Here is an 18,424-nt window from a genome sequence, read left to right as displayed (position 1 = left end):
GCCGTTTCCGCGCCCGAAGGCGCTCTCTCACGCACTCCCCCTACGCCCATGGACCGCCGTACGGGAGGAAGACTTATGAGCGCAGCGCGTACCCCCTTGCGCGAGGGCAGAACCTCCTGGAAGAAGACGGCCGTCGTGGCCCTGCCGGCCGTCCTGGCCGTCGGCGCGATGGCCTCCGTGATGGCCGAGGGGGCGCTCGCCGCCTCCTTCGCCGTCTCCGGCACCAGCTTCCAGGTGTCTTCCGGCAAGCTCACCAGCGAGGGCCTGTCCTCGTACGTACAGACCGACCGCGACATCGACGGCAAGGGGCACCCGGTGGCGCTCCTCGGGATCGGTGACGCGACCCTGTCCGACATCTGCCAGGCCGCCGAGGTCAAGACCCCGGTGGGCAACGTGGTGTTCAAGCTGACCGCGGGCGGCTCCGCGGGCGAGGTCACCGCGAGCAACCTCATCATCGACGGCGAGGACCTGGAGGGCGACGCCCGCTTCGGCACGGCCGAGATCGGCCGGGACGCGTCGACGCTCGACGAGGTGCCCGGGATCGCGGGCGAGAAGGGGAAGTTCGGGCTGCAGGCCGGGGACATCACCGTCTCCGGCGTGAAGTCCAACGCCTGGTCGGCGACCGGCGGGAACTTCCGGCTCAAGGGCATGAAGGTCGATGTCAGCATCGGCGGCAAGAAGTGCTTCTGACCGGCGGCCGAAGAGCCGGGGTCAAGAGGTGGCACAGAGACGGCGGCGGCTGGCTCGACGAACGCCTGCCGCTGCCGGAGGCCCGCCGGGTGCTGCGCAGGTGGCGGCGCACCCGGCCCTTCTGGGGCGGGCTTCTGCTCGTCCTCGGCGGCGGGGAGCTGCTCCTCGTGCCGCTCTCGCCGCTGACGGTCCTGGTCAGCCTGGGGCTCGGCGGTCTCGCTGCGATCGGCATCGGGCTCGCCCTGGTCGCGGCGGGGATCTTCCTGTGGCTGCTGCCGCACGCCCATCACTATGTGAGCGTCAACGCCCTGATCCTGTCGGTGCTTTCGTTCGCGGCGACCAATCTCGGCGGATTCCTGGTGGGCATGGTGCTCGGCATCGCGGGAAGCGCGATGGGCTTCGGGTGGACGCCGGTGCCCGAGGACTCGGCAGAGGACCCTGAGCGGCCGAAGGTGCGGGACGGCCAGGGCACCCGGACGCTCGGCGTGCTGCTACCGGTGGTCGTCGTCGGGGCGACACTGTGGGGCGGAACTCCGGCGAAGGCGGCCCCCGCTGACGCGATCGAGGCGGCGAGGACACCGCCGACGATCACCACCACGCTCTTCTCGCCGCAGGGCTTCATCCTGGCCGGCGTACGCGAGATCCCCACGGCGGACGGGCCGTTGAAGGTCATGGTGCTGAAGATGAAGGCGGCCTCGCTCACCGACTACCGACTGGAGACGCGCGATGGAGGCGACGAACTCGCCCTGGGCGCCGACACCTTGGACCTGAGCGGCTCCGTCACGCTCTACCTGACCAAGTTCAAGGGCTGCCTCGAAGGGCTGCTCTGCCTGACCTTCACGCCGGACAAGCTGCCGGTGCCACCCGTTGTGCCGCCGTTCGTCTTCATGACGGACGTGGAGGCCGAACAGGCCCTGGTCACATCGGACTTGATCGTCGCCGGCGGACTCACCCTGAAGGCATCGCCATGATCCAGATTCAGGCCGCCCTCTTCTGGGCGTACGCGATCGGCGCGACGTTCGCGCTCTCGGCGGGGCGGCAGCTCCAGGTCTGGGAGCGGATCAACGCGGGCGAGGGGCCACGCACGCGCAGCCGCGCGGCCAATCCCTATCTGGCGCTCACGACGCTCTTCGCGGCGGTCCTGATGGTGCCGGCCGGCCTGTTCCTGCTCTGGCAGAACCCCGCGTGGGCGACGATGCACGTCGCGGACGGGCACGACGGGGTGTGGGCGGGGTTCGTGCTCTTCTACGCGGGCTCGATCCCCGTCGCCGCGATCCTCGGGTTCCTGGTGGCGCAGGGGCTCGTCCTGGTGGGGGCGGGCTACTGGGCGTATCTCCAGTGCGTGGGCGGGTACTTCCTGCTCTTCGCGACGCTCGTCCACGGCTGGGACGGCAGGGGGTACGAGCGGTTCCTCTCCCCCGGCGCACGGGACTTCGCCCGCTGGCGGCAGGACAGCGTCGCCAACCACGTACTGGACTTCCTGACGTCCGGGACGTTCCTCGCGCTGCTGGTCTTCGGCGCGGCCGTGATCGGCACGATGCTGCTGACCGAGATCGGCTGGCTGATGGAGGGCTGGTCCCTGCCCGGCGCTGACGAGGACCGCAAGGTGCACCGGTTCCTGGCGATCGCCATCGCGGCGGCCGGGGTCTACGGCCTGCCGTTCGTCGGCGCGCTGCTCGCGAGCGTCCTCGTCCGCCTCCTGGGCGGGTGGATCGGCCTGCCGCTGTTCGCGGTCGTCGCGGGGCTCACGCTGCTGTCGCGGAGGTCGCCCGTGCGCCGGCTCTACGGCCTGGTGGGGGTGGTGCACCGGCACTGGCGGGCGGACCTCGCCGAGGACCAGGAGGGCTACGAGACGGGGATCACATCAGACCGGTCTGCGTGACGAGCATCGCCAGGACGACGACGAGCGTCCAGCCCAGGACGTGCTCGAGCACCTTCGGGCCGTCTTCCTTGGGGCCGCCGGTGCGCGTGGTGGCCCGGGTCTGTGCGGTGGCGGTGGCTGTGGCAGCGGTCATGGCATCACTCGATACGTCTGCGCCGCGCCTCTCGACGCGACGTCCGGCAGCGGACTCCCCCCACTGACCCAACCACCTTGCCATCGGATGTGGCCGTCCCGGGCGAGAGCTTGGTCACTCACCGGCCCGATCCCGTGCAACTCGGGCCGAGTGCCGTGCGTCTCACTACCTGCGGTGGGGACCACCCCCGGGCGCACCCCCGCCGACTCGTCCGCGCAGCCTTCCGACCGAGAGGTTTCCGATGAGCACCCACCGGACGCACCGCCGCGGAGCGCGGCTCGCCCTCGCGGCCGCCGTCACCGTGACGGCGGCCCTCACCGGCACGGTGTCGCAGGCCGCACCGTCCCCATCGGGGACGCCGTCGCCCGGCGCGCCCGGCCTGGGAGATCCGATGTTCCCGCTGGACGGAAACGGCGGCTACCGGGTCGACCGCTACACCCTGGACTTCGACTGGCAGGCCCCGAAGACGCCCTTCGAGGCGACGGCGACGATCAAGGCCACCGCCACGCAGTCGCTGTCCCGCTTCAACCTGGACTTCGGGGGCAACACCCTGCACGGCGTGAAGGTCGACGGCTCGACCGCGCGCACATCGCGCGCCGGGGACGAGCTGACGGTCACGCCCAAGTCCCCGATCGCGAAGGGCCGTACGTTCACGGCCAAGGTCACGTACACCGCCGACCCGACGCAGACGCGCCACCGCGACGACGCCATCGAGGACTACGGCTGGATACCCACCGCCGACGGCACGGTGGTCTACCCCCAGCCGAACGGCGCCCGGCTGATCTTCCCGGCGAACGACCACCCCAGCCAGCGCGCACCGATCACCTTCCGCATCACCACGCCCAAGGATCTGACGGCGGTCGCGAACGGCAGGCTGGTCGACCGCGCGGAGCGGCCCGGTGAACGGGTGCGCTGGACGTACGACTCCGAACAGCCGCTGTCCACACAGCTGGTGCAGCTGGCGGTCGGCAGGTTCGAGCTGGTCGACGGCAAGGGGCCGGGCGGTCTGCCGCTACGGGACGTGGTCCCGGAGGCACTGGTGGCACCGACGGCGGAGTACAGGAAGCTCACCCCCGACCACCTCTCATGGCTCCAGGAAAAGCTCGGCCCCTACCCCTTCAACCGCTACGGCCTGCTGGTGGGCGACACGGATCTGGCCGTCGCCCTGGAGACCCAGACGCTCTCGCTCATCCCGAAGGCCGACCTCCTCGGCACGAAGGTCGACGCCGAACGGAACATGGTGCACGAGCTGACCCACCAGTGGTTCGGCGACAGCGTCGCCCTGGCGAGCTGGTCCGACCTGTGGGTGAGCGAGGGGCACGCCCGCTTCTACGAGCGGATGTACTCCGAGGAGCACGGCGGCGACAGCTTCGAGGCCGCCATGAAGACGGCCTACGCCGCGCACGACCAGTGGCGCCACGACTTCGGCGCCCCGGCCGAGCCGACCGAGCCGAACCTCTTCAAGCGCATGCGGTACGACGGCTCGGCCCTGGTCCTGTACGCGCTGCGGGAGCAGGTGGGCGACGCGACGTTCCAGAAGCTGGAGCGGGCGTGGGTGACGGCCTACCGCGGGAAGACCGCAAGCACCCAGCAGTTCATCGACCTGGCGTCGAAGGTCGCGGGCGAGGACCTGGAGGGCTTCCTGCGACCGTGGCTGTACGGCTCGAAGACGCCGCCGATGCCGGGGCATCCGGACTGGGTGGTGGATCCGGTCCAGGGCTGAGCGACACCCGCTGCTCGTCCGCCACCCTCCACTGTCCGTCGTCCGTCGTCCGTCGTCTGGCGGCGGCGTTCGCGTGAAGCGGCCTGTCGGACGCTTGTGCGGCGGGATCCGCGGGTGACGCGGGTCTACGTTGGGCACCCCGTCGAACTGGGAGGTCTCATGTCGGACCACGAGCAGGAGCAGAAGCGACCGGAGCTGCTGGGCACGGAGATGCGAGAGGCAACGCTGCCGGACGGCTCCCAGGCGGTAGTCGTCGTCAAGGCCGGCACGCCCCAGGACGAGGTGGACGAAAAGGCGGCGAGGATGCCGCGGGGCGTGCCCGAGGCGAAGTAGCCCGGCCATGGCGGCGGCCCCTCGCGCACGTGCGGGAGGGCCCGCCGCCATGGCGTCAGCGGATTCCCACCTCGGCCAACGCCGCCTTCTGCTCCGCGGAGAGCTTTGCCGGGAAGTACAGGTAGCAGACGCCTCCCGTGCCGGAGACGACCTTTCCCTGGGCGTTCTTCCTCTTCGTGCGCAGCCAGATGTTCTCCCACTCGCGCCGCTTGTAGATCCGGCGCACCGCCTCGTTGCTCGGCGACGCCGGGTCGTTGGCGATCACGTCGCCCTTCGACGTGAAGCCGATCACCGTCATCAGGTGGCCCGCCGTGCCGTAACCGGCGCCCGTCAGTTCCTCCTTGAGGAACGACTGGGACGTGATGACCGGGATACCCGCGGCGATCAGCGACTCCAGTTCCGTGAGGGTGGCGAGGCGGGTGACGACGCCCTGGAAGTCCTTGTACGTCGACGCGTAGGCCGCGTTGAAGGGCCAGTTGCCGCAGCCCGCGTACTGGTAGTCGAAGGTGTAGCGGGCCGCGTGGCAGACCTGGGGGTCCTCGTAGGACGGGTCGACCCAGGCCAGGTCGGCGGCGGTCGGCCTGCGGCCCCAGAATTCGATGATCATCTGCGAGGAGGTCGGGCTGCACCAGGCCTCGCCGCCGTTGTCGTACTCCGGATACTGGCCGACATGGGTCTCCTGCGAATAGCGCGGGACCTTCAACTCCTTGGTGAGGCCAGGCTCGGAGGCCGGGACCGTGAAACGGTCGGGGACGGCCGAGGCCATCGCGCCCAGCCGCCACACCGTGGGTGTGGCCGTCGCGCCCGGCTTGCGGTACAGGGTCAGGCGCAGGCGGTACGAGACGAGGCGCAGCCCCGTCGTCGTGTCGTCGATGGAGAACGTGTCCGTCCAGATGCTGGACTTGCCGTCGCTCTGGTCGTCGACCGACGTCCGTCGGATGTCCTTCTCCTTGTCGTCGCCCGAGGTCCAGCGGCCCAGGACGTACCAGGGAGTCTTCTTCTTGTCCGAGTACGTTCCCTGGAGTTCGACCTGGAGCCACGTCCCGGTGGGCGTACGGGCGTTCCAGGAGGCGACGACCTCCGTGGCGGGGACGGCCGGGCGGTGCACGGGCGAGGTCCACCGGGCGTACTCCCAGGTGGCGGTCTTGCCCGTGTGCGGGTCGGCGTATTCGGTGCGGCCCGCGGGCGCGGCGATCTCCACTGCGGGGCGGGCTCCGGCGACGGCGCGCGTGCCGTTCGCGGTGCCGGCGCTCCAGTCCGCGTGCGAGGTCCAGAAGCGGTTGCTCACCGGCCGCTCCGCGCGAGGCGCACGGCTGAGGCCGCTCGACGCGAGCGCCGGAGCGGCGGTGGCTGCCACCGCGGCCACGGCGGCGGCAGCGGCGAGGACGGTTCTACGGGACATGTCATCAGCTCGGTCCATGGCGGGACCCCCAGTCGACGTGGGTTCCGGACGGATCCGGAAGGGGCAGGTCAAGTGCACGGCGGTAGGCCAACTATGGCTGCTCCACGCCGACTTCTGCCAGCGCTTCGACCACCACCGCGTCCGCCAATATTGGCCTCGACCACTGGCGTGAGCTGGGACGGCGCGCGGAAGTCACCATTCCGCACCCGTACGCTGGTAGGCGATGACCGCACAGCCGTACTCCACGCCCGCTCCTCTCGCCCGCCTCGCCCGCAACCTGATCCGGCTGCCGCCCTCCTGCGGCCCCGTCCGCCTCGTCGCCGTCGACGGACACGCGGGCTCCGGCAAGTCGACCTTCGCCGACCGCCTCGCCGAGGCCCTGGGCGGTGCGCCCGTCCTGCGCCTCGACGACATCGCGAGCCACGACGCCCTCTTCGGTTGGACGGACCGGCTGCGGCGGCAGGTCATCACGCCGCTCTCACGCGGCGAAACGGCGCACTACGAGACGTACGACTGGCACGCGCGCCGCTTCGGCCCCCAGATCCGTACCCTGCCGCCCGCGCCCGTGGTCCTCGTCGAGGGGGTCGGCGCGGGCCGCCGTGCGTTGCGCCCGTTCCTGGCGTGGCTGCTGTGGATGGAGCTGCCGCGCGATGAGGCATGGGGCCGGGGGCGCTGTCGGGACGGAGCGGTCCAGAGCGACTTCTGGGACGGGTGGGAGCCCGCGGAGCGTCGGCACTTCGCGGATGATCCCTCACGGCCCTTCGCTCAGTCTTTGGTGCGACAGTGGCGCGAGGGATATGAGGTGCTGCAGGGGCCGAATGAGACGGCTGAGCAGAGCCAGATCGTCACTCAGGGTGAGGGACCAGAGGCGGTCCGCTGAACCCGCGGAAAGTGAATTCCAGGAGTTCACATGAGTTTCCATGAGTGCCTCAACTCGGCTTGACCGAGGGCCCTTACAGGACTTACGTTCTGAATGTGCGGCCTTTCGGGCCGCCCGCAGACGCGAAGCCCCCGGTTGTTCCCCCGTGATCGGGGGCTTCGTTCTGCCCCCCGACCTCGCATTCCGGGCGCTGTGAGCCGCCTTTCGCTCACCCTCGGTGACGACGACTTTCCCTCTCACCAGCCTGATCCCGCACTGCGGCACCCTACGGCCGAGTGCTCCCCCGCAGGTACGATGCCTTTCGGTGCGACTTACGGACGGCTGCTCTGCGCACCGGTCTTCAACGTCCGTCCGCAGCACGGCGGTTCAGCGAAGTTGCCGACGGACACCGGTCCGGCGGTACACAACCGGGGGCACGGTTTGTGGGGGACGTGATGGACTTCGACGCGGTGGGCTCACCCGCCCCGGCCGACCTCGCCTGGCTGAGGGGCGTCGACGCCTACACGATGGGCGCCTATCCGCAGGCGGAGGAGGAGTTCCGGGCCGCGGTGCGGATGGACGCGGGGATGGCCGACGGCTGGCTCGGACTGCACGCGCTGCGCATCGACACGACGACGGCACTGCTGCGGATGTACCAGCACCGGGACAGGTTCGGGGAACAGCGCACCCGGCACGGGCGCACCCTCAACTCCTGGTACTGGCTGGGCTGGTGGGTGCAGCCCGTCCTGGAGAGCACGCGCGACCTGCTGCTCGCGCACGCGTCGCACTGGCTGGACGGACGCCATGTACCCGAACTCGACCGGGCGTTGGCGGGGCTTCCGCCGGTCGACGCGGATCCGCAGGTGCGGTTCCTGCACGCCTGCCGGTCCTATCTGGTCAAGGACTGGGAGCAGTTGGTCCGGCACACGGACTCGCTGATCGACGACGCGATGCTGGGCATCGAGGCCGGTCTCTTCGGCGGCATGGCCCGCGTACGCCTGGAGATGTTCGGCCAGGCCGAGCCGCTCCTGTCCGCCGCCCTGATGCGGTGCCGCAGCGAGCAGCCGCAGCGCAAGGAGCTCCGCTACTGGCTGGCCCGCGCGCACGAGGGCACGGGCCGCTCGGCGGCGGCCCTGCCGCTCTACCGGGCGGTGCACCGGGTGGACCCCTCCTTCATGGACACCTCCGCGCGGCTCGCGGCGATCTCGGAGGGCGATGGGTACGACGAGGTCACCGACCTGGCGGCGATCGCCCTGAGCGGCTTCGGGCAGGACGTGATGGACGCGCCGGACGGGATCGATCCGCTCTTCGGCTCCGAGGGCCGCGACCTGAAGGTCACCGAGCCCGAACTGCCGCCCACCGGCGGCCCCACCGGGACCGACTCGGTGCGCGAGAAGGCCGTGATCCCCATCCAGCCGGGGCCGCCGCAGCTGCCGCCCGGCCCCACCGACCCCGCGCTCCTGGAGGCCGCGCTCGCCGAACTGGAGGGGATGGTCGGCCTCGAACCGGTCAAGCGGCAGGTCAAGGCGCTCTCCGCGCAGTTGAACATGGCGCGCCTGCGGACCGCGCAGGGACTGCCCGTGCAGCCGCCGAAACGACACTTCGTCTTCTCGGGCCCCTCGGGCACCGGCAAGACCACGGTGGCCCGCATCCTGGGCCGGGCGTTCTACGCGCTCGGCCTGCTCGGCGGCGACCACCTCGTGGAGGCGCAGCGCGCGGACCTGGTCGGCGAGTACCTGGGGCAGACGGCCGTGAAGGCCAACGAACTGATCGACTCGGCGATCGGCGGCGTCCTCTTCGTGGACGAGGCGTACTCGCTCTCCAACTCGGGCTACGGCAAGGGCGACGCGTACGGCGACGAGGCCCTCCAGGTCCTGCTCAAGCGCGCCGAGGACAACCGCGACCACCTGGTCGTGATCCTGGCCGGCTACCCCGAGGGCATGGACCGTCTCCTGGCCGCCAACCCCGGGCTCTCGTCCCGCTTCACGACCCGCGTGGACTTCCCCTCGTACCGCCCCCTGGAACTCACCTCCATCGGCGAGGTGCTCGCCGCGGAGAACGGCGACGTGTGGGACGAGGAGGCGCTGGACGAGCTGCGCTCCATCAGCGGGCACGTCGTCGACCAGGAGTGGATCGACGAGTTGGGCAACGGCCGCTTCCTGCGCACGCTCTACGAGAAGAGCTGCGCCTACCGCGACCTGCGGCTCACCGGCTACCCCGGCGACCCCAGCCGGGACGACTTGTCGACACTGCGGCTCCCGGACCTGATGCAGGCGTACGGCGAGGTGCTCTCGGGGCGGGGACCGCAGGACCCGCCGAGGGTCTGAGGCCCCCGCCCCGGCCGCTCACACCAGGGCGCCGTCCCTGGACTCCTGCGGCTTGCGCGGCACCGCGACCCGGTGCGCCGGGTCGCGGACCTCGCCCACCAGGAGTTCCAGTACGTCCTCCAGGGCGACCAGACCGAGCACCTTGCCCGACGCGTCGGCGACCTGCGCCAGATGCGTCGCGGCGCGGCGCATCACCGTCAGGGCGTCGTCCAGGGGGAGTTCGGCGCGCAGCGTCGTCATCGGACGCCACACCTGCTGCGGCACCGCACGGTCCGTCTCCGCGCCCTCGGTGAGGTCGAGTACGTCCTTCACGTGCAGGTAGCCCATGAACGCGCCGTTCTCCGCGCAGACCGGGAAGCGGGAGTATCCGGTGCGCCCGGTGAGTTCGATGACCTGCGACGGGGTGACCCCGGCGCCGACGGTCACCAGGGAGGCCCGGTCGAGCAGGACGTCCGTCACCGGGCGCGAGCCCAGCTCCAGGGCGTCCTCCAGGCGCTCCTGCTCCTCGGGGTCAAGCAGTCCGGCCTGGCCCGAGTCGCCGACGAGCCGGTTGAGCTGCTCGCTGGTGAAGACGGCCTCGACCTCGTCCTTGGGCTCGACCCCGAAGAGCTTCAGTACGACCCGCGCGCACGCCCCGAGCGCCACCGTGACCGGACGGCAGAGGCGGGCGAAGGCGACGAGGCCGGGGCTGAACCAGAGCGCGGTCTTCTCCGGGGCGGCCATCGCGAGGTTCTTCGGGACCATCTCGCCGACGACGAGGTGGAGGAAGACCACCACGGCGAGCGCGATGGCGTATCCGAGCGGATGGATCGCCCCTTCGGGGAGGTGCGCCGCCTCGAAGACGGGCTCCAGGAGATGCGCGACGGTGGGCTCGGCGACCGCGCCGAGCGTCAACGAGCAGATGGTGATGCCGAACTGGGCGGCGGCCATCATCTGCGGCAGGTGTTCCAGGCCGTAGAGGACCTGGCGGGCCCGCTTGGTGTCCAGCGGTTCGATCTGGCTGCGGCGCACGGAGACGAGCGCGAACTCGGCCCCCACGAAGAAGCCGTTGGCGAGGACGAGCAGGAGCGCGAACAGGAGTTGGAGCATGCTCATCGGGCGGCCTCCGCCACGCTCGTCGCTGCGGGCACGTCCGCGGCTTCCGGGGTCCGTACGAGCCGGATCCGCTCGGCGCGGTAGTGGGTCACCTGGCGCACCGCGAGCCGCCAGCCCGGGAGTTCGGCCCGGTCGCCGGGGACGGGGATGCGGCCGAGCAGGTCGGCGACGAGTCCGGCCACGGTCTCGTACGGCCCCTCGGGGATGTCGAGCCCTATGCGCTGGAGCGTGTCGACGCGGCAGCTGCCGTCGGCGTCCCACGCGGGGCGGCCGTCCTCGGCCGGTGCCACGGCGAGCTGGGGCAGGTCCAGGAGGTCGTGCTCGTCACGGACCTCACCGACGAGCTCCTCGACGATGTCCTCCAAGGTGACCACGCCGGCCGTGCCGCCGTACTCGTCCACGACGACTGCTATCGGCTGCTCGCTGCGCAGCTGTTCGAGGAGCTGCTGCACGGGCAGCGTCTCGGGGACCAGGAGCGGTGCCTGCGCGATGCGGCTCACGGGCGCCCTCAGGCGCTCGTGACCCGGGACCGCGAGGGCGTCCTTGAGGTGCACCATGCCGACGATCTCGTCGATGCGCTCGCGGTACACGGGGAAGCGCGAGAGCCCGGTGGCGCGCGTCAGGTTCACCACGTCCTCGGCGGTCGCCGACGTCTGCAGCGCGCTGACCTTCACGCGCGGGGTCATGACGTGCTGCGCGGTCAGCTCGCCGAGGGAGAGCGCGCGGACGAACAGGTCCGCGGTGTCCTGTTCGAGGGCGCCGGCCCGCGCCGAGTGCCGGGCCAGGGAGACCAGTTCGCCGGGGGTACGGGCCGAGGCGAGCTCGTCGGCGGGCTCGACGCCGAGCAGCCGCACCAACCGGTTGGCCGTGGCGTTCAGGAGGGAGATCACGGGCCTGAAGAGGCGCGCGAAGACATGCTGGGGGCCCGCGACGAACCGCGCGACCTGGAGCGGTCTGGAGACCGCCCAGTTCTTCGGGACCAGCTCGCCGATCACCATCTGCACGGCGGACGCGAGAAGCATCCCGACCACTACGGAGACGCCCGGTACGGCGCCTTCCGGAAGACCGGTCGCCGTGAAGGGGCCCGCGAGCAGATGCGCGAGGGCGGGTTCGGCGAGCATGCCGACCACGAGTGAGGTGATGGTGATGCCGAGCTGGGTGCCGGAGAGCTGGAAGGACAGCTCCTTGAGGGCGTCGACGACCGTACGGGCCCGTCGGTCGCCTTCGGCGGCGGCCTTCTCGGCGTCCGGGCGCTCGACGGTGACGAGCCCGAACTCGGCGGCCACGAAGAAGCCGTTGGCCAGAATCAGCAGGAATGCCGCCCCGAGAAGCAGCAGGGAAACGGTCATGCCGCCGCCTCCCTGGTCTGACCTGTCCCGGTATGTCGGGAGGGGGCGGCGCATGTACTACAGGACGAACCGTCCATCGCCGGAGGGAGTCACTCCTCGGGTAGCAGGAGCCCCTGTGGACCGGGCGGGCCCGACAGGGGCGGGGCGGCACACCATGCGTGCCCCGCCACCAGATTAATCAAGACCCGGCCCGAAGCGTCAGCCCTGCGGGGTGCGGGCGTCGGCGAGGGCACGCAGCGCGCGGGCGTCGCTGATGGCCCGCTGCTTCGCGATGCCCGGCTGAATGCCCATGACGGGGAGGCTGGTGCCGTCGCTGAGGTTGAGGAACACCCACGGGTCGCCGGGGCGCAGATTGACCTGGACGATCTCCGCCCAGGCGAGGCGCCTGCTGGTGGCGATGTTGACGACGGTCACGCCGGACTCGTCGGCGACGACCTTGGGCCTGCTCAGGAGCAGGAGCACGCCCCAGAGCAGCGCGCCGGTGAAGATGAAGCTGAGCCGCTCCCCCGAGCTGAGGGTCGGGATGAGCAGGGAGACCACCGTGAGCACCACGAAGATGGCGGCGCCCGCGGTGATCAGGACGGCCCTGGTCCGGCCGGGCCGGAAGGTGACGGGCAGGGCGGGGGTGTCGGGCTTGTCGGTCATGGCCGGGGTCTCCTGCCGGGTCATCAGAGGCGGCAGGCGTGGATGGCCGTGGTCAGGATGGCCCGCGCTCCGATGGCGTACAGGTCGTCCATGATCCGCTGGGCCTCCTTGGCCGGGACCATGGAGCGGACGGCGACCCAGCCCTCGTTGTGCAGGGGCGAGATCGTCGGCGACTCGAGGCCCGGCGTGAGGGCGACGGCCTGCTCCAGGTGCTCGGCCCGGCAGTCGTAGTCCATCATCACGTAGGCGCGGGCGACCAGGACGCCCTGCAGGCGGCGCAGGAACTGCTCGACCTTGGGGTCGTCGTTCTCGGCGCCGGTGCGCCGGATGACGACCGCCTCGGACTTCATGATCGGCTCGCCGAACACCTCAAGGCCCGCGTTGCGCAGCGAGGTGCCGGTCTCCACGACGTCCGCGATGACCTGGGCGACGCCCAGCTCGATGGCGGTCTCGACGGCGCCGTCCAGGTGGACGACGGAGGCGTCGATGCCGCTGTCCGCGAGGTGCTTGGCGACGATGCCCTCGTACGAGGTCGCCACGGTCTTGCCCGCGAGGTCCGCGATGGTGCTCGCCGTGCCCGGCTTCGCGGCGAAGCGGAAGGTCGAGCGTGCGAAGCCGAGCGGCAGGATCGTCTCGGCGTTCGCGCCGGAGTCGATCAGGAGGTCCTGACCGGTGATGCCGATGTCGAGCTTGCCGGCCGAGACATAGATCGCGATGTCCTTGGGCCGGAGGTAGAAGAACTCGACTTCGTTGTCCGGGTCGACGAGGACGAGTTCCTTGGACTCCTTGCGCTGCTGGTATCCGGCCTCATGGAGCATCGCCGACGCAGGTCCGGACAGTGAACCCTTGTTGGGGACGGCGATGCGCAGCATGAGGTCGGATTCCTTTGCGTTGAAGGGAGTTGGAGACAGCGGGGCGTACGGCTCAGAGGTGCGCGTACACGTCGTCGAGGGAGATGCCGCGGGCGACCATCATCACCTGCACGTGGTAGAGCAGCTGCGAGATCTCCTCGGCCGCGGCTTCCTTGCCCTCGTGCTCGGCGGCCATCCAGACTTCGGCGGCCTCCTCGACGACCTTCTTGCCGATGGCATGGACGCCCTTGTCCACCAGCTCGGCGGTGCGCGATGTGGCGGGGTCGCCGTTGGCGGCCTTGTGCTGGAGCTCGGCGAAGAGCTCTTCGAAAGTCTTCTTGGACATGATGTCGCCTACTTTACGCGGCTCCTCGCCCCCGCTCACCGCCAGGGTTCGGAGATCGTACGCAGCGTGGTCGCGGTGGCGACGGCCGCGGTGACCGCTTCGTGCCCCTTGTCCTCGCGGGAGCCCTCGATGCCCGCCCTGTCCAGGGCCTGCTCCTCGGTGTCGCAGGTGAGGACGCCGAAGCCGACGGGCACTCCGGTGTCGATGCTGACCTGGGTGAGGCCCTGGGTGACGCCCTGGCACACGTACTCGAAGTGCGGGGTTCCGCCGCGGATGACGACGCCGAGCGCCACGATCGCGTCGTAGCCGCGGCCCGCGAGGACCTTGGCGACGACGGGCAGCTCGAAGCTGCCGGGCACACGCAGGACGGTCGGCTCGTCGATGCCGAGCTCGTGCAGGGCGCGCAGCGCGCCGTCGACGAGGCCGTCCATGACCTTCTCGTGCCACTGGGCGGCGATCACCGCGACCCGCAGGTCTCCGCAGTTCTTCACGCTCAGTTCGGGTGCACCCTTGCCGCTCACGCGCTTCTCCTGGTCGCTCGAAAGTTCTTTGTACGTCGGTACGTTGCTTACTGATTGCCGCAGGCCGACACCTCGGGGGTGTCCAGCCAGGGCAGGTCGTGCCCCATCCGGTCCCGCTTGGTGCGCAGGTACCGGAGGTTGTGTTCGCCCGCCTGGACCGCCATGGGCTCGCGTCCTGTGACCTTCAGGCCGTGCCGGATCACCGCGTCGGTCTTGTCGGGGTTGTTCGTCATCAGGCGCACGCTGCGGACGCCGAGGTCGTCCAGGATCCGTGCGCCCGCGCCGTAGTCCCTGGCGTCGGCGGGCAGGCCGAGTTCCAGGTTGGCGTCGAGAGTGTCGCTGCCGCGCTCCTGGAGCTCGTAGGCGCGCAGTTTTGAGAGCAGGCCGATGCCGCGCCCCTCGTGGCCGCGCAGGTAGACCACGATGCCGCGGCCCTCGTCCGTGATGCGCTGCATGGACGCCTCCAGCTGCGGGCCGCAGTCGCAGCGCAGCGAGTGGAAGACGTCGCCGGTCAGGCACTCGGAGTGGATACGGACCAGGACGTCCTCGCCCTCGCCGACCTCTCCGTGGACGAGGGCGACGTGCTCGACCCCGTCGACGGTGGAGCGGTAGCCGTACGCCGTGAACTCGCCGAAGGCGGTGGGCAGGCGGACCTCGGCCTCGCGGCGGACCTTCGGCTCGGAGCTGGAGCGGTAGGCGATCAGGTCCTCGATGGAGATGATCGTCAGGCCGTGCTTGCGGGCGAACGGGATCAGCTCCGGTAGACGGAGCATCGTGCCGTCCTCGCCCGCGATCTCGACGATCGCGCCGGCCGGGCGCAGACCCGCGAGCCGGGCCAGGTCGACCGCGGCCTCCGTGTGGCCGTTGCGCGCCAGGACGCCGCCGGACTTGGCGCGCAGCGGGAAGATGTGGCCCGGACGCACGAAGTCGGTGGGCTCGAAGGTGCCAGCGGCGAGCATCTGGAGCGTGGTGGCGCGGTCGGCGGCCGAGATGCCGGTGGTGACGCCGTGCGCGCCGCTCGCGTCGACGGAGACGGTGAAGGCCGTCCGCATCGACTCGGTGTTGTTCTCGACCATCTGCGGGAGCTGCAGGCGGTCGAGCTCGTCGCCCTCCATGGGTGCGCAGATCAGGCCGCGGCACTCGCTCATCATGAAGGCGATGATCTCGGGCGTCGCCTTCTCGGCCGCGATGACGAGGTCGCCCTCGTTCTCGCGGTCCTCGTCGTCGACGACCACGACGGGCCGCCCGGCGGCGATGTCGCGAATGGCCGCCTCTACGGGGTCGAGGGCGAGGTCCGACGCGTCTTCTTCGTGACCCGTGCTGTACCAAACAGGTGCCGCAGTCATGCCGGGGCTCCTTCCATGTTGGGCTGCGAGGCCTGCGCGGACACAGTGCGCGACCGCAGCCACCAGTCGCGCATGCCCCACAGGACGAGCGCGAGGTAGATGACGTACACGAGGCCGGAGAAGGCCAGGCCACTGCTGAACGCGAGCGGTACGCCGACGATGTCGACGAGGAGCCAGGCGAACCAGAACTCGACCAGTCCGCGGGCCTGGGCGACCATCGCGGCGAGCGTGCCGACGAAGATGTAGGCGTCGGGCCAGGGGTTCCAGGACAGGTCCGGCACGGCGGAGAACAGGGCGCCGACCGCGAGGGTGCCGACGGCCGTGCCGCCGAGCAGCACCCCGCGCTCCTTCCAGGTGGCGAACCGGACGGCGATGGAGCCGTCCTGCGCCTGCTGCTTGCCGTTGGTCCACAGGCGCCAGCCCCACAGGGCCACGCCGATGACGAGCAACTGCTTGCCGACGCCGCCGGAGAGGTGGGCTGACGCGTACGCGCCGACGAGGATGACGCCCGAAAGGAACTGGGCGGGCCAGGTCCATATCGAGCGGCGCCAGCCGAGCGCGAGGGCGATCAGGCCGATGGTGTTGCCCACCATGTCGGACCAGATCACGTGCTGCCCGAAGGCCGTGAAGGCTTCGGCGTTGAGCCAGTTCACTTCGTGGCCTCCTGAGCGGGAGCGGCGGCGGTTCCGGCGCCGACGCGGTCGCCGAGCATCCGCTCGACGTACTTCGCGATGACGTCGACCTCGAGGTTGACCGGGTCGCCGGGCTGCTTGATGCCGAGCGTGGTCAACGCGAGGGTGGTGGGGATGAGACTGATGGTGAAGTAGTCGGGCCCGGCGTCGACCACCGTCAGGCTGACGCCGTCGACGGTGATGGAGCCCTTCTCCACGACGTAGCGGGAAAGGCCCGCGGGGAGCGAGACCTTGACGATCTCCCAGTTCTCCGAAGGCTTACGTTCGACGACGGTGCCGACAGCGTCGACGTGTCCCTGCACGATGTGGCCGCCGAGGCGGTCGCCCACGGCGGTGGGGCGCTCCAGGTTGACCCGCGAGCCCGCCGTGAGCGCGCCCAGGCTGGAACGGTCCAGGGTCTCGGCCATCACGTCTGCGGTGAACTCGTCGCCCTCGTGTTCCACGACCGTCAGACAGACGCCGTTGACCGCGATGGAGTCGCCGTGCTTCGCGCCGTCGGTGACGACGGGGCCACGGACGCGGAAGCGGGATGCGTCGTCCAGGTTCTCGACGGCGGTGATCTCGCCCAGCTCTTCGACGATTCCGGTGAACACTTCAGTGCTCCTTCGCTACGAGGGCTACGGGGGTCGCGGTGACGCGCAGGTCGGGGCCGATGCGGACGGTCTCGCTCAGGTCGAGCCGCAACGCTTCGCTGATGGTCGTGATTCCGCCGCCGGTGAGGGCGGCGGGGCCCGCGCCGAGCAGGACGGGGGCGAGATAGGCGACGACGCGGTCGACGGCGCCCGCGGCGACGAAGGCTCCGGCGAGCGTCGGTCCGCCTTCGAGGAGGACGGAGCGCACGCCGCGCGCGTGGAGTTCGTCGAGGAGGGCCGGGATGTCCAAGCCGCCGTCCGCGCGCGGGATGCGCACCGTCTCGGCCTCGCTCTCGGCGGTCACGTTCTCGGCGACCGCGACGAGCGTGGGCGCCGCGTCGTCCAGGACGCGGGCGCCGGGTGCGACCGCGGTGCCGTTCGTGTCGACGACGACGCGCAGCGGCTGGACGGCGCCGTCGATGCCGCGCACGGCGAGGTGCGGGTCGTCGGCGCGCTGGGTGCCGGAGCCGACGACGACCGCGTCGCACTCGGCGCGCAGCCGGTGGACGTCGGCACGGGCCGCGGCGGAGGTGATCCAGCGGCTGCTGCCGTCGGCGGCTGCGATGCGGCCGTCGAGCGTCGCGGCGTACTTCCAGGTGATGTGCGGGCGGCCGAGGCGCACGGAGGTCAGCCAGGCGGCGTTGCCCGCGGCGGCCTCGTCCTCCAACAGGCCCGACTCCACGTCGACTCCGGCGGTCCGCAGGCGCTGCGCGCCCCCGGTCGCGTCGGGGTTCGGGTCGCTGACCGCGTAGACGACGCGGGCGATCCCGGCGTCGATGAGGGCCTGGGCGCAGGGGCCGGTGCGTCCGGTGTGGTTGCAGGGTTCGAGGGTGACCAGGGCGGTGGCGCCGCGGGCCTGTTCGCCGGCCGCGCGCAGGGCGTGGACCTCGGCGTGCGGGCCGCCGGCGCGCTGGTGGTAGCCCTCGCCGACGGGCTCTCCAGAGGCGTTGACGATCACGCATCCGACGACCGGGTTGGGGCTGGTGGAGCCGAGTCCGAGCGCGGCGAGCTCGACGGCGCGGCGCATGGCTACGCGCTCGGGCTCATTCGCTGCGGGGGCGGTGGCCACCGGGTCCTCCTGCCTCATGGGGCACGGACTCCGGGGCCTGTCGATGACGACAGAATGTACGGACTGCGACACCGGGAGCGTCGCCTTGATCGAGACTTCTCCCCGGGAACCCGGAAACCGGGGATCCCCAAGAACAAGCCACTCGGCGACGTGCACGAATGCCCGCCCGCCGCGCACTGCCTCCCATCCGGACTTTCACCGTCGGTCCAGGAGTTTCACCTGGTCAACCGACCGCTGGAGGCGGCCGGGTCGCGGACTGTAACCGCCGGTTCGGAATTACACCGACCCCGGAGTGCGCTGCTTTTGGTACGAAGCCAGTGTGCCACGCCTGATCGACGCCCATACGGGCGAACCCCTGTGGCCTGCCTCACAGCAGCCTGTGACAGGGCTCTGACCGGCGGTGACGGCCTCCCCTGGTCGGCGAGGTGTGGGTGATGGTCGATCCCGACGAACTGGCCTTCGCGGCGGGGCAGCTGTCACATTCCTGAGGTCTCTGCGGTTCTCAGCGGGTGCGGGACGTCTGCCCGGC

General features: G+C 70.8%; 19 protein-coding genes and 1 riboswitch. Of the genes, 7 read left to right on the top strand and 12 right to left on the bottom strand.

The features are described from left to right. Positions 1 to 75 precede the first annotated feature (75 nt). The 3 genes from AC5P1C_RS25105 to AC5P1C_RS25095 are packed head-to-tail and all read left to right on the top strand — an operon-like array spanning position 76 to position 2,572. A complete protein-coding gene (locus AC5P1C_RS25105) occupies positions 76 to 690 on the top strand; it encodes a DUF6230 family protein (RefSeq protein ID WP_493868176.1) in 615 nt (204 codons plus the stop codon). Beyond that, positions 681 to 1,661, top strand: a complete 981-nt coding sequence (locus AC5P1C_RS25100; protein WP_493868175.1) for a DUF6114 domain-containing protein — start codon at positions 681 to 683, stop codon at positions 1,659 to 1,661. Before AC5P1C_RS25105 ends, AC5P1C_RS25100 begins: the two co-directional genes overlap by 10 nt. Next, positions 1,658 to 2,572 (top strand): hypothetical protein, encoded by a 915-nt coding sequence (locus AC5P1C_RS25095; protein WP_493868174.1) that lies wholly within the window; start codon positions 1,658 to 1,660, stop codon positions 2,570 to 2,572. The genes AC5P1C_RS25100 and AC5P1C_RS25095 overlap by 4 nt, the downstream gene beginning before the upstream one ends. Here the strand turns inward: AC5P1C_RS25095 and AC5P1C_RS25090 are convergent. Beyond that, positions 2,550 to 2,705 carry an SCO1431 family membrane protein gene (locus tag AC5P1C_RS25090; RefSeq protein ID WP_493868173.1) on the bottom strand — a complete coding sequence of 52 codons (156 nt, stop codon included), beginning with the start codon at positions 2,703 to 2,705 and terminating at the stop codon, positions 2,550 to 2,552. The genes AC5P1C_RS25095 and AC5P1C_RS25090 overlap by 23 nt on opposite strands. Before the next feature lie 241 nt (positions 2,706 to 2,946). Here AC5P1C_RS25090 and AC5P1C_RS25085 point away from each other — a divergent pair, with 241 nt between their 5' ends. Then, the gene (locus tag AC5P1C_RS25085; protein ID WP_493868172.1) at positions 2,947 to 4,428 is read left to right on the top strand and encodes a M1 family metallopeptidase; all 1,482 of its coding nucleotides are present in this window, start codon (positions 2,947 to 2,949) and stop codon (positions 4,426 to 4,428) included. Between the two features lie 159 nt (positions 4,429 to 4,587). Further along, complete coding sequence (locus tag AC5P1C_RS25080) at positions 4,588 to 4,761, top strand: hypothetical protein (RefSeq protein WP_493868171.1); 174 nt, start codon at positions 4,588 to 4,590, stop codon at positions 4,759 to 4,761. 55 nt (positions 4,762 to 4,816) lie between these two features. Here the strand turns inward: AC5P1C_RS25080 and AC5P1C_RS25075 are convergent, their stop codons facing one another. Next, positions 4,817 to 6,181, bottom strand: coding sequence for a C39 family peptidase (locus AC5P1C_RS25075; protein WP_493868170.1), 1,365 nt, complete (start codon positions 6,179 to 6,181; stop codon positions 4,817 to 4,819). A gap of 205 nt (positions 6,182 to 6,386) precedes the next feature. On the opposite strand from AC5P1C_RS25075, the gene AC5P1C_RS25070 reads away from it, so the two are divergent. Together AC5P1C_RS25070 and AC5P1C_RS25065 are read left to right on the top strand one after the other, a co-directional pair. Further along, on the top strand, positions 6,387 to 7,043 hold the full coding sequence (locus tag AC5P1C_RS25070) for a uridine kinase family protein (protein WP_493868169.1): 657 nt from the start codon (positions 6,387 to 6,389) through the stop codon (positions 7,041 to 7,043). Between the two features lie 434 nt (positions 7,044 to 7,477). Beyond that, complete coding sequence (locus tag AC5P1C_RS25065) at positions 7,478 to 9,349, top strand: AAA family ATPase (protein ID WP_493868168.1); 1,872 nt, start codon at positions 7,478 to 7,480, stop codon at positions 9,347 to 9,349. Between the two features lie 18 nt (positions 9,350 to 9,367). Here AC5P1C_RS25065 and AC5P1C_RS25060 read toward each other — a convergent pair whose 3' ends face one another. The 10 genes from AC5P1C_RS25060 to ribD all read right to left on the bottom strand — a co-directional run bounded on the left by AC5P1C_RS25060 (position 9,368) and on the right by ribD (position 17,913). After that, positions 9,368 to 10,444 (bottom strand): hemolysin family protein, encoded by a 1,077-nt coding sequence (locus tag AC5P1C_RS25060; RefSeq protein ID WP_493868167.1) that lies wholly within the window; start codon positions 10,442 to 10,444, stop codon positions 9,368 to 9,370. Continuing rightward, the gene (locus AC5P1C_RS25055) at positions 10,441 to 11,793 is read right to left on the bottom strand and encodes a hemolysin family protein (protein ID WP_493868166.1); all 1,353 of its coding nucleotides are present in this window, start codon (positions 11,791 to 11,793) and stop codon (positions 10,441 to 10,443) included. Before AC5P1C_RS25055 ends, AC5P1C_RS25060 begins: the two co-directional genes overlap by 4 nt. Before the next feature lie 198 nt (positions 11,794 to 11,991). Next, on the bottom strand, positions 11,992 to 12,438 hold the full coding sequence (locus AC5P1C_RS25050; protein WP_493868165.1) for a PH domain-containing protein: 447 nt from the start codon (positions 12,436 to 12,438) through the stop codon (positions 11,992 to 11,994). Between the two features lie 23 nt (positions 12,439 to 12,461). Further along, positions 12,462 to 13,310 carry an ATP phosphoribosyltransferase gene (gene hisG / locus AC5P1C_RS25045; protein WP_493868164.1) on the bottom strand — a complete coding sequence of 283 codons (849 nt, stop codon included), beginning with the start codon at positions 13,308 to 13,310 and terminating at the stop codon, positions 12,462 to 12,464. Between the two features lie 52 nt (positions 13,311 to 13,362). Next, positions 13,363 to 13,635, bottom strand: coding sequence for a phosphoribosyl-ATP diphosphatase (locus AC5P1C_RS25040; protein ID WP_135330016.1), 273 nt, complete (start codon positions 13,633 to 13,635; stop codon positions 13,363 to 13,365). Between the two features lie 35 nt (positions 13,636 to 13,670). Continuing rightward, on the bottom strand, positions 13,671 to 14,156 hold the full coding sequence (gene ribH, locus AC5P1C_RS25035; RefSeq protein WP_160503731.1) for a 6,7-dimethyl-8-ribityllumazine synthase: 486 nt from the start codon (positions 14,154 to 14,156) through the stop codon (positions 13,671 to 13,673). 47 nt (positions 14,157 to 14,203) lie between these two features. Beyond that, complete coding sequence (locus tag AC5P1C_RS25030) at positions 14,204 to 15,502, bottom strand: bifunctional 3,4-dihydroxy-2-butanone-4-phosphate synthase/GTP cyclohydrolase II (protein WP_493868163.1); 1,299 nt, start codon at positions 15,500 to 15,502, stop codon at positions 14,204 to 14,206. Next, positions 15,499 to 16,095: a nicotinamide mononucleotide transporter family protein gene (locus AC5P1C_RS25025; RefSeq protein WP_493868227.1), complete on the bottom strand. Its 597-nt coding sequence runs from the start codon at positions 16,093 to 16,095 to the stop codon at positions 15,499 to 15,501. The genes AC5P1C_RS25030 and AC5P1C_RS25025 overlap by 4 nt, the downstream gene beginning before the upstream one ends. A gap of 56 nt (positions 16,096 to 16,151) precedes the next feature. Further along, entirely contained in the window at positions 16,152 to 16,787 is a 636-nt protein-coding gene (locus AC5P1C_RS25020; protein WP_493868162.1) for a riboflavin synthase, read from the bottom strand. 1 nt (position 16,788) lies between these two features. Beyond that, a complete protein-coding gene (gene ribD, locus AC5P1C_RS25015) occupies positions 16,789 to 17,913 on the bottom strand; it encodes a bifunctional diaminohydroxyphosphoribosylaminopyrimidine deaminase/5-amino-6-(5-phosphoribosylamino)uracil reductase RibD (protein WP_493868161.1) in 1,125 nt (374 codons plus the stop codon). 151 nt (positions 17,914 to 18,064) lie between these two features. Further along, positions 18,065 to 18,195, bottom strand: a riboswitch (FMN riboswitch). Between the last annotated feature and the right edge of the window lie 229 nt (positions 18,196 to 18,424).

It is taken from the genome of Streptomyces sp. A18 (assembly GCF_059026065.1).
Note: the sequence above shows the minus strand (reverse complement) of the source record. Positions and strands in the feature narration are given on the sequence as shown.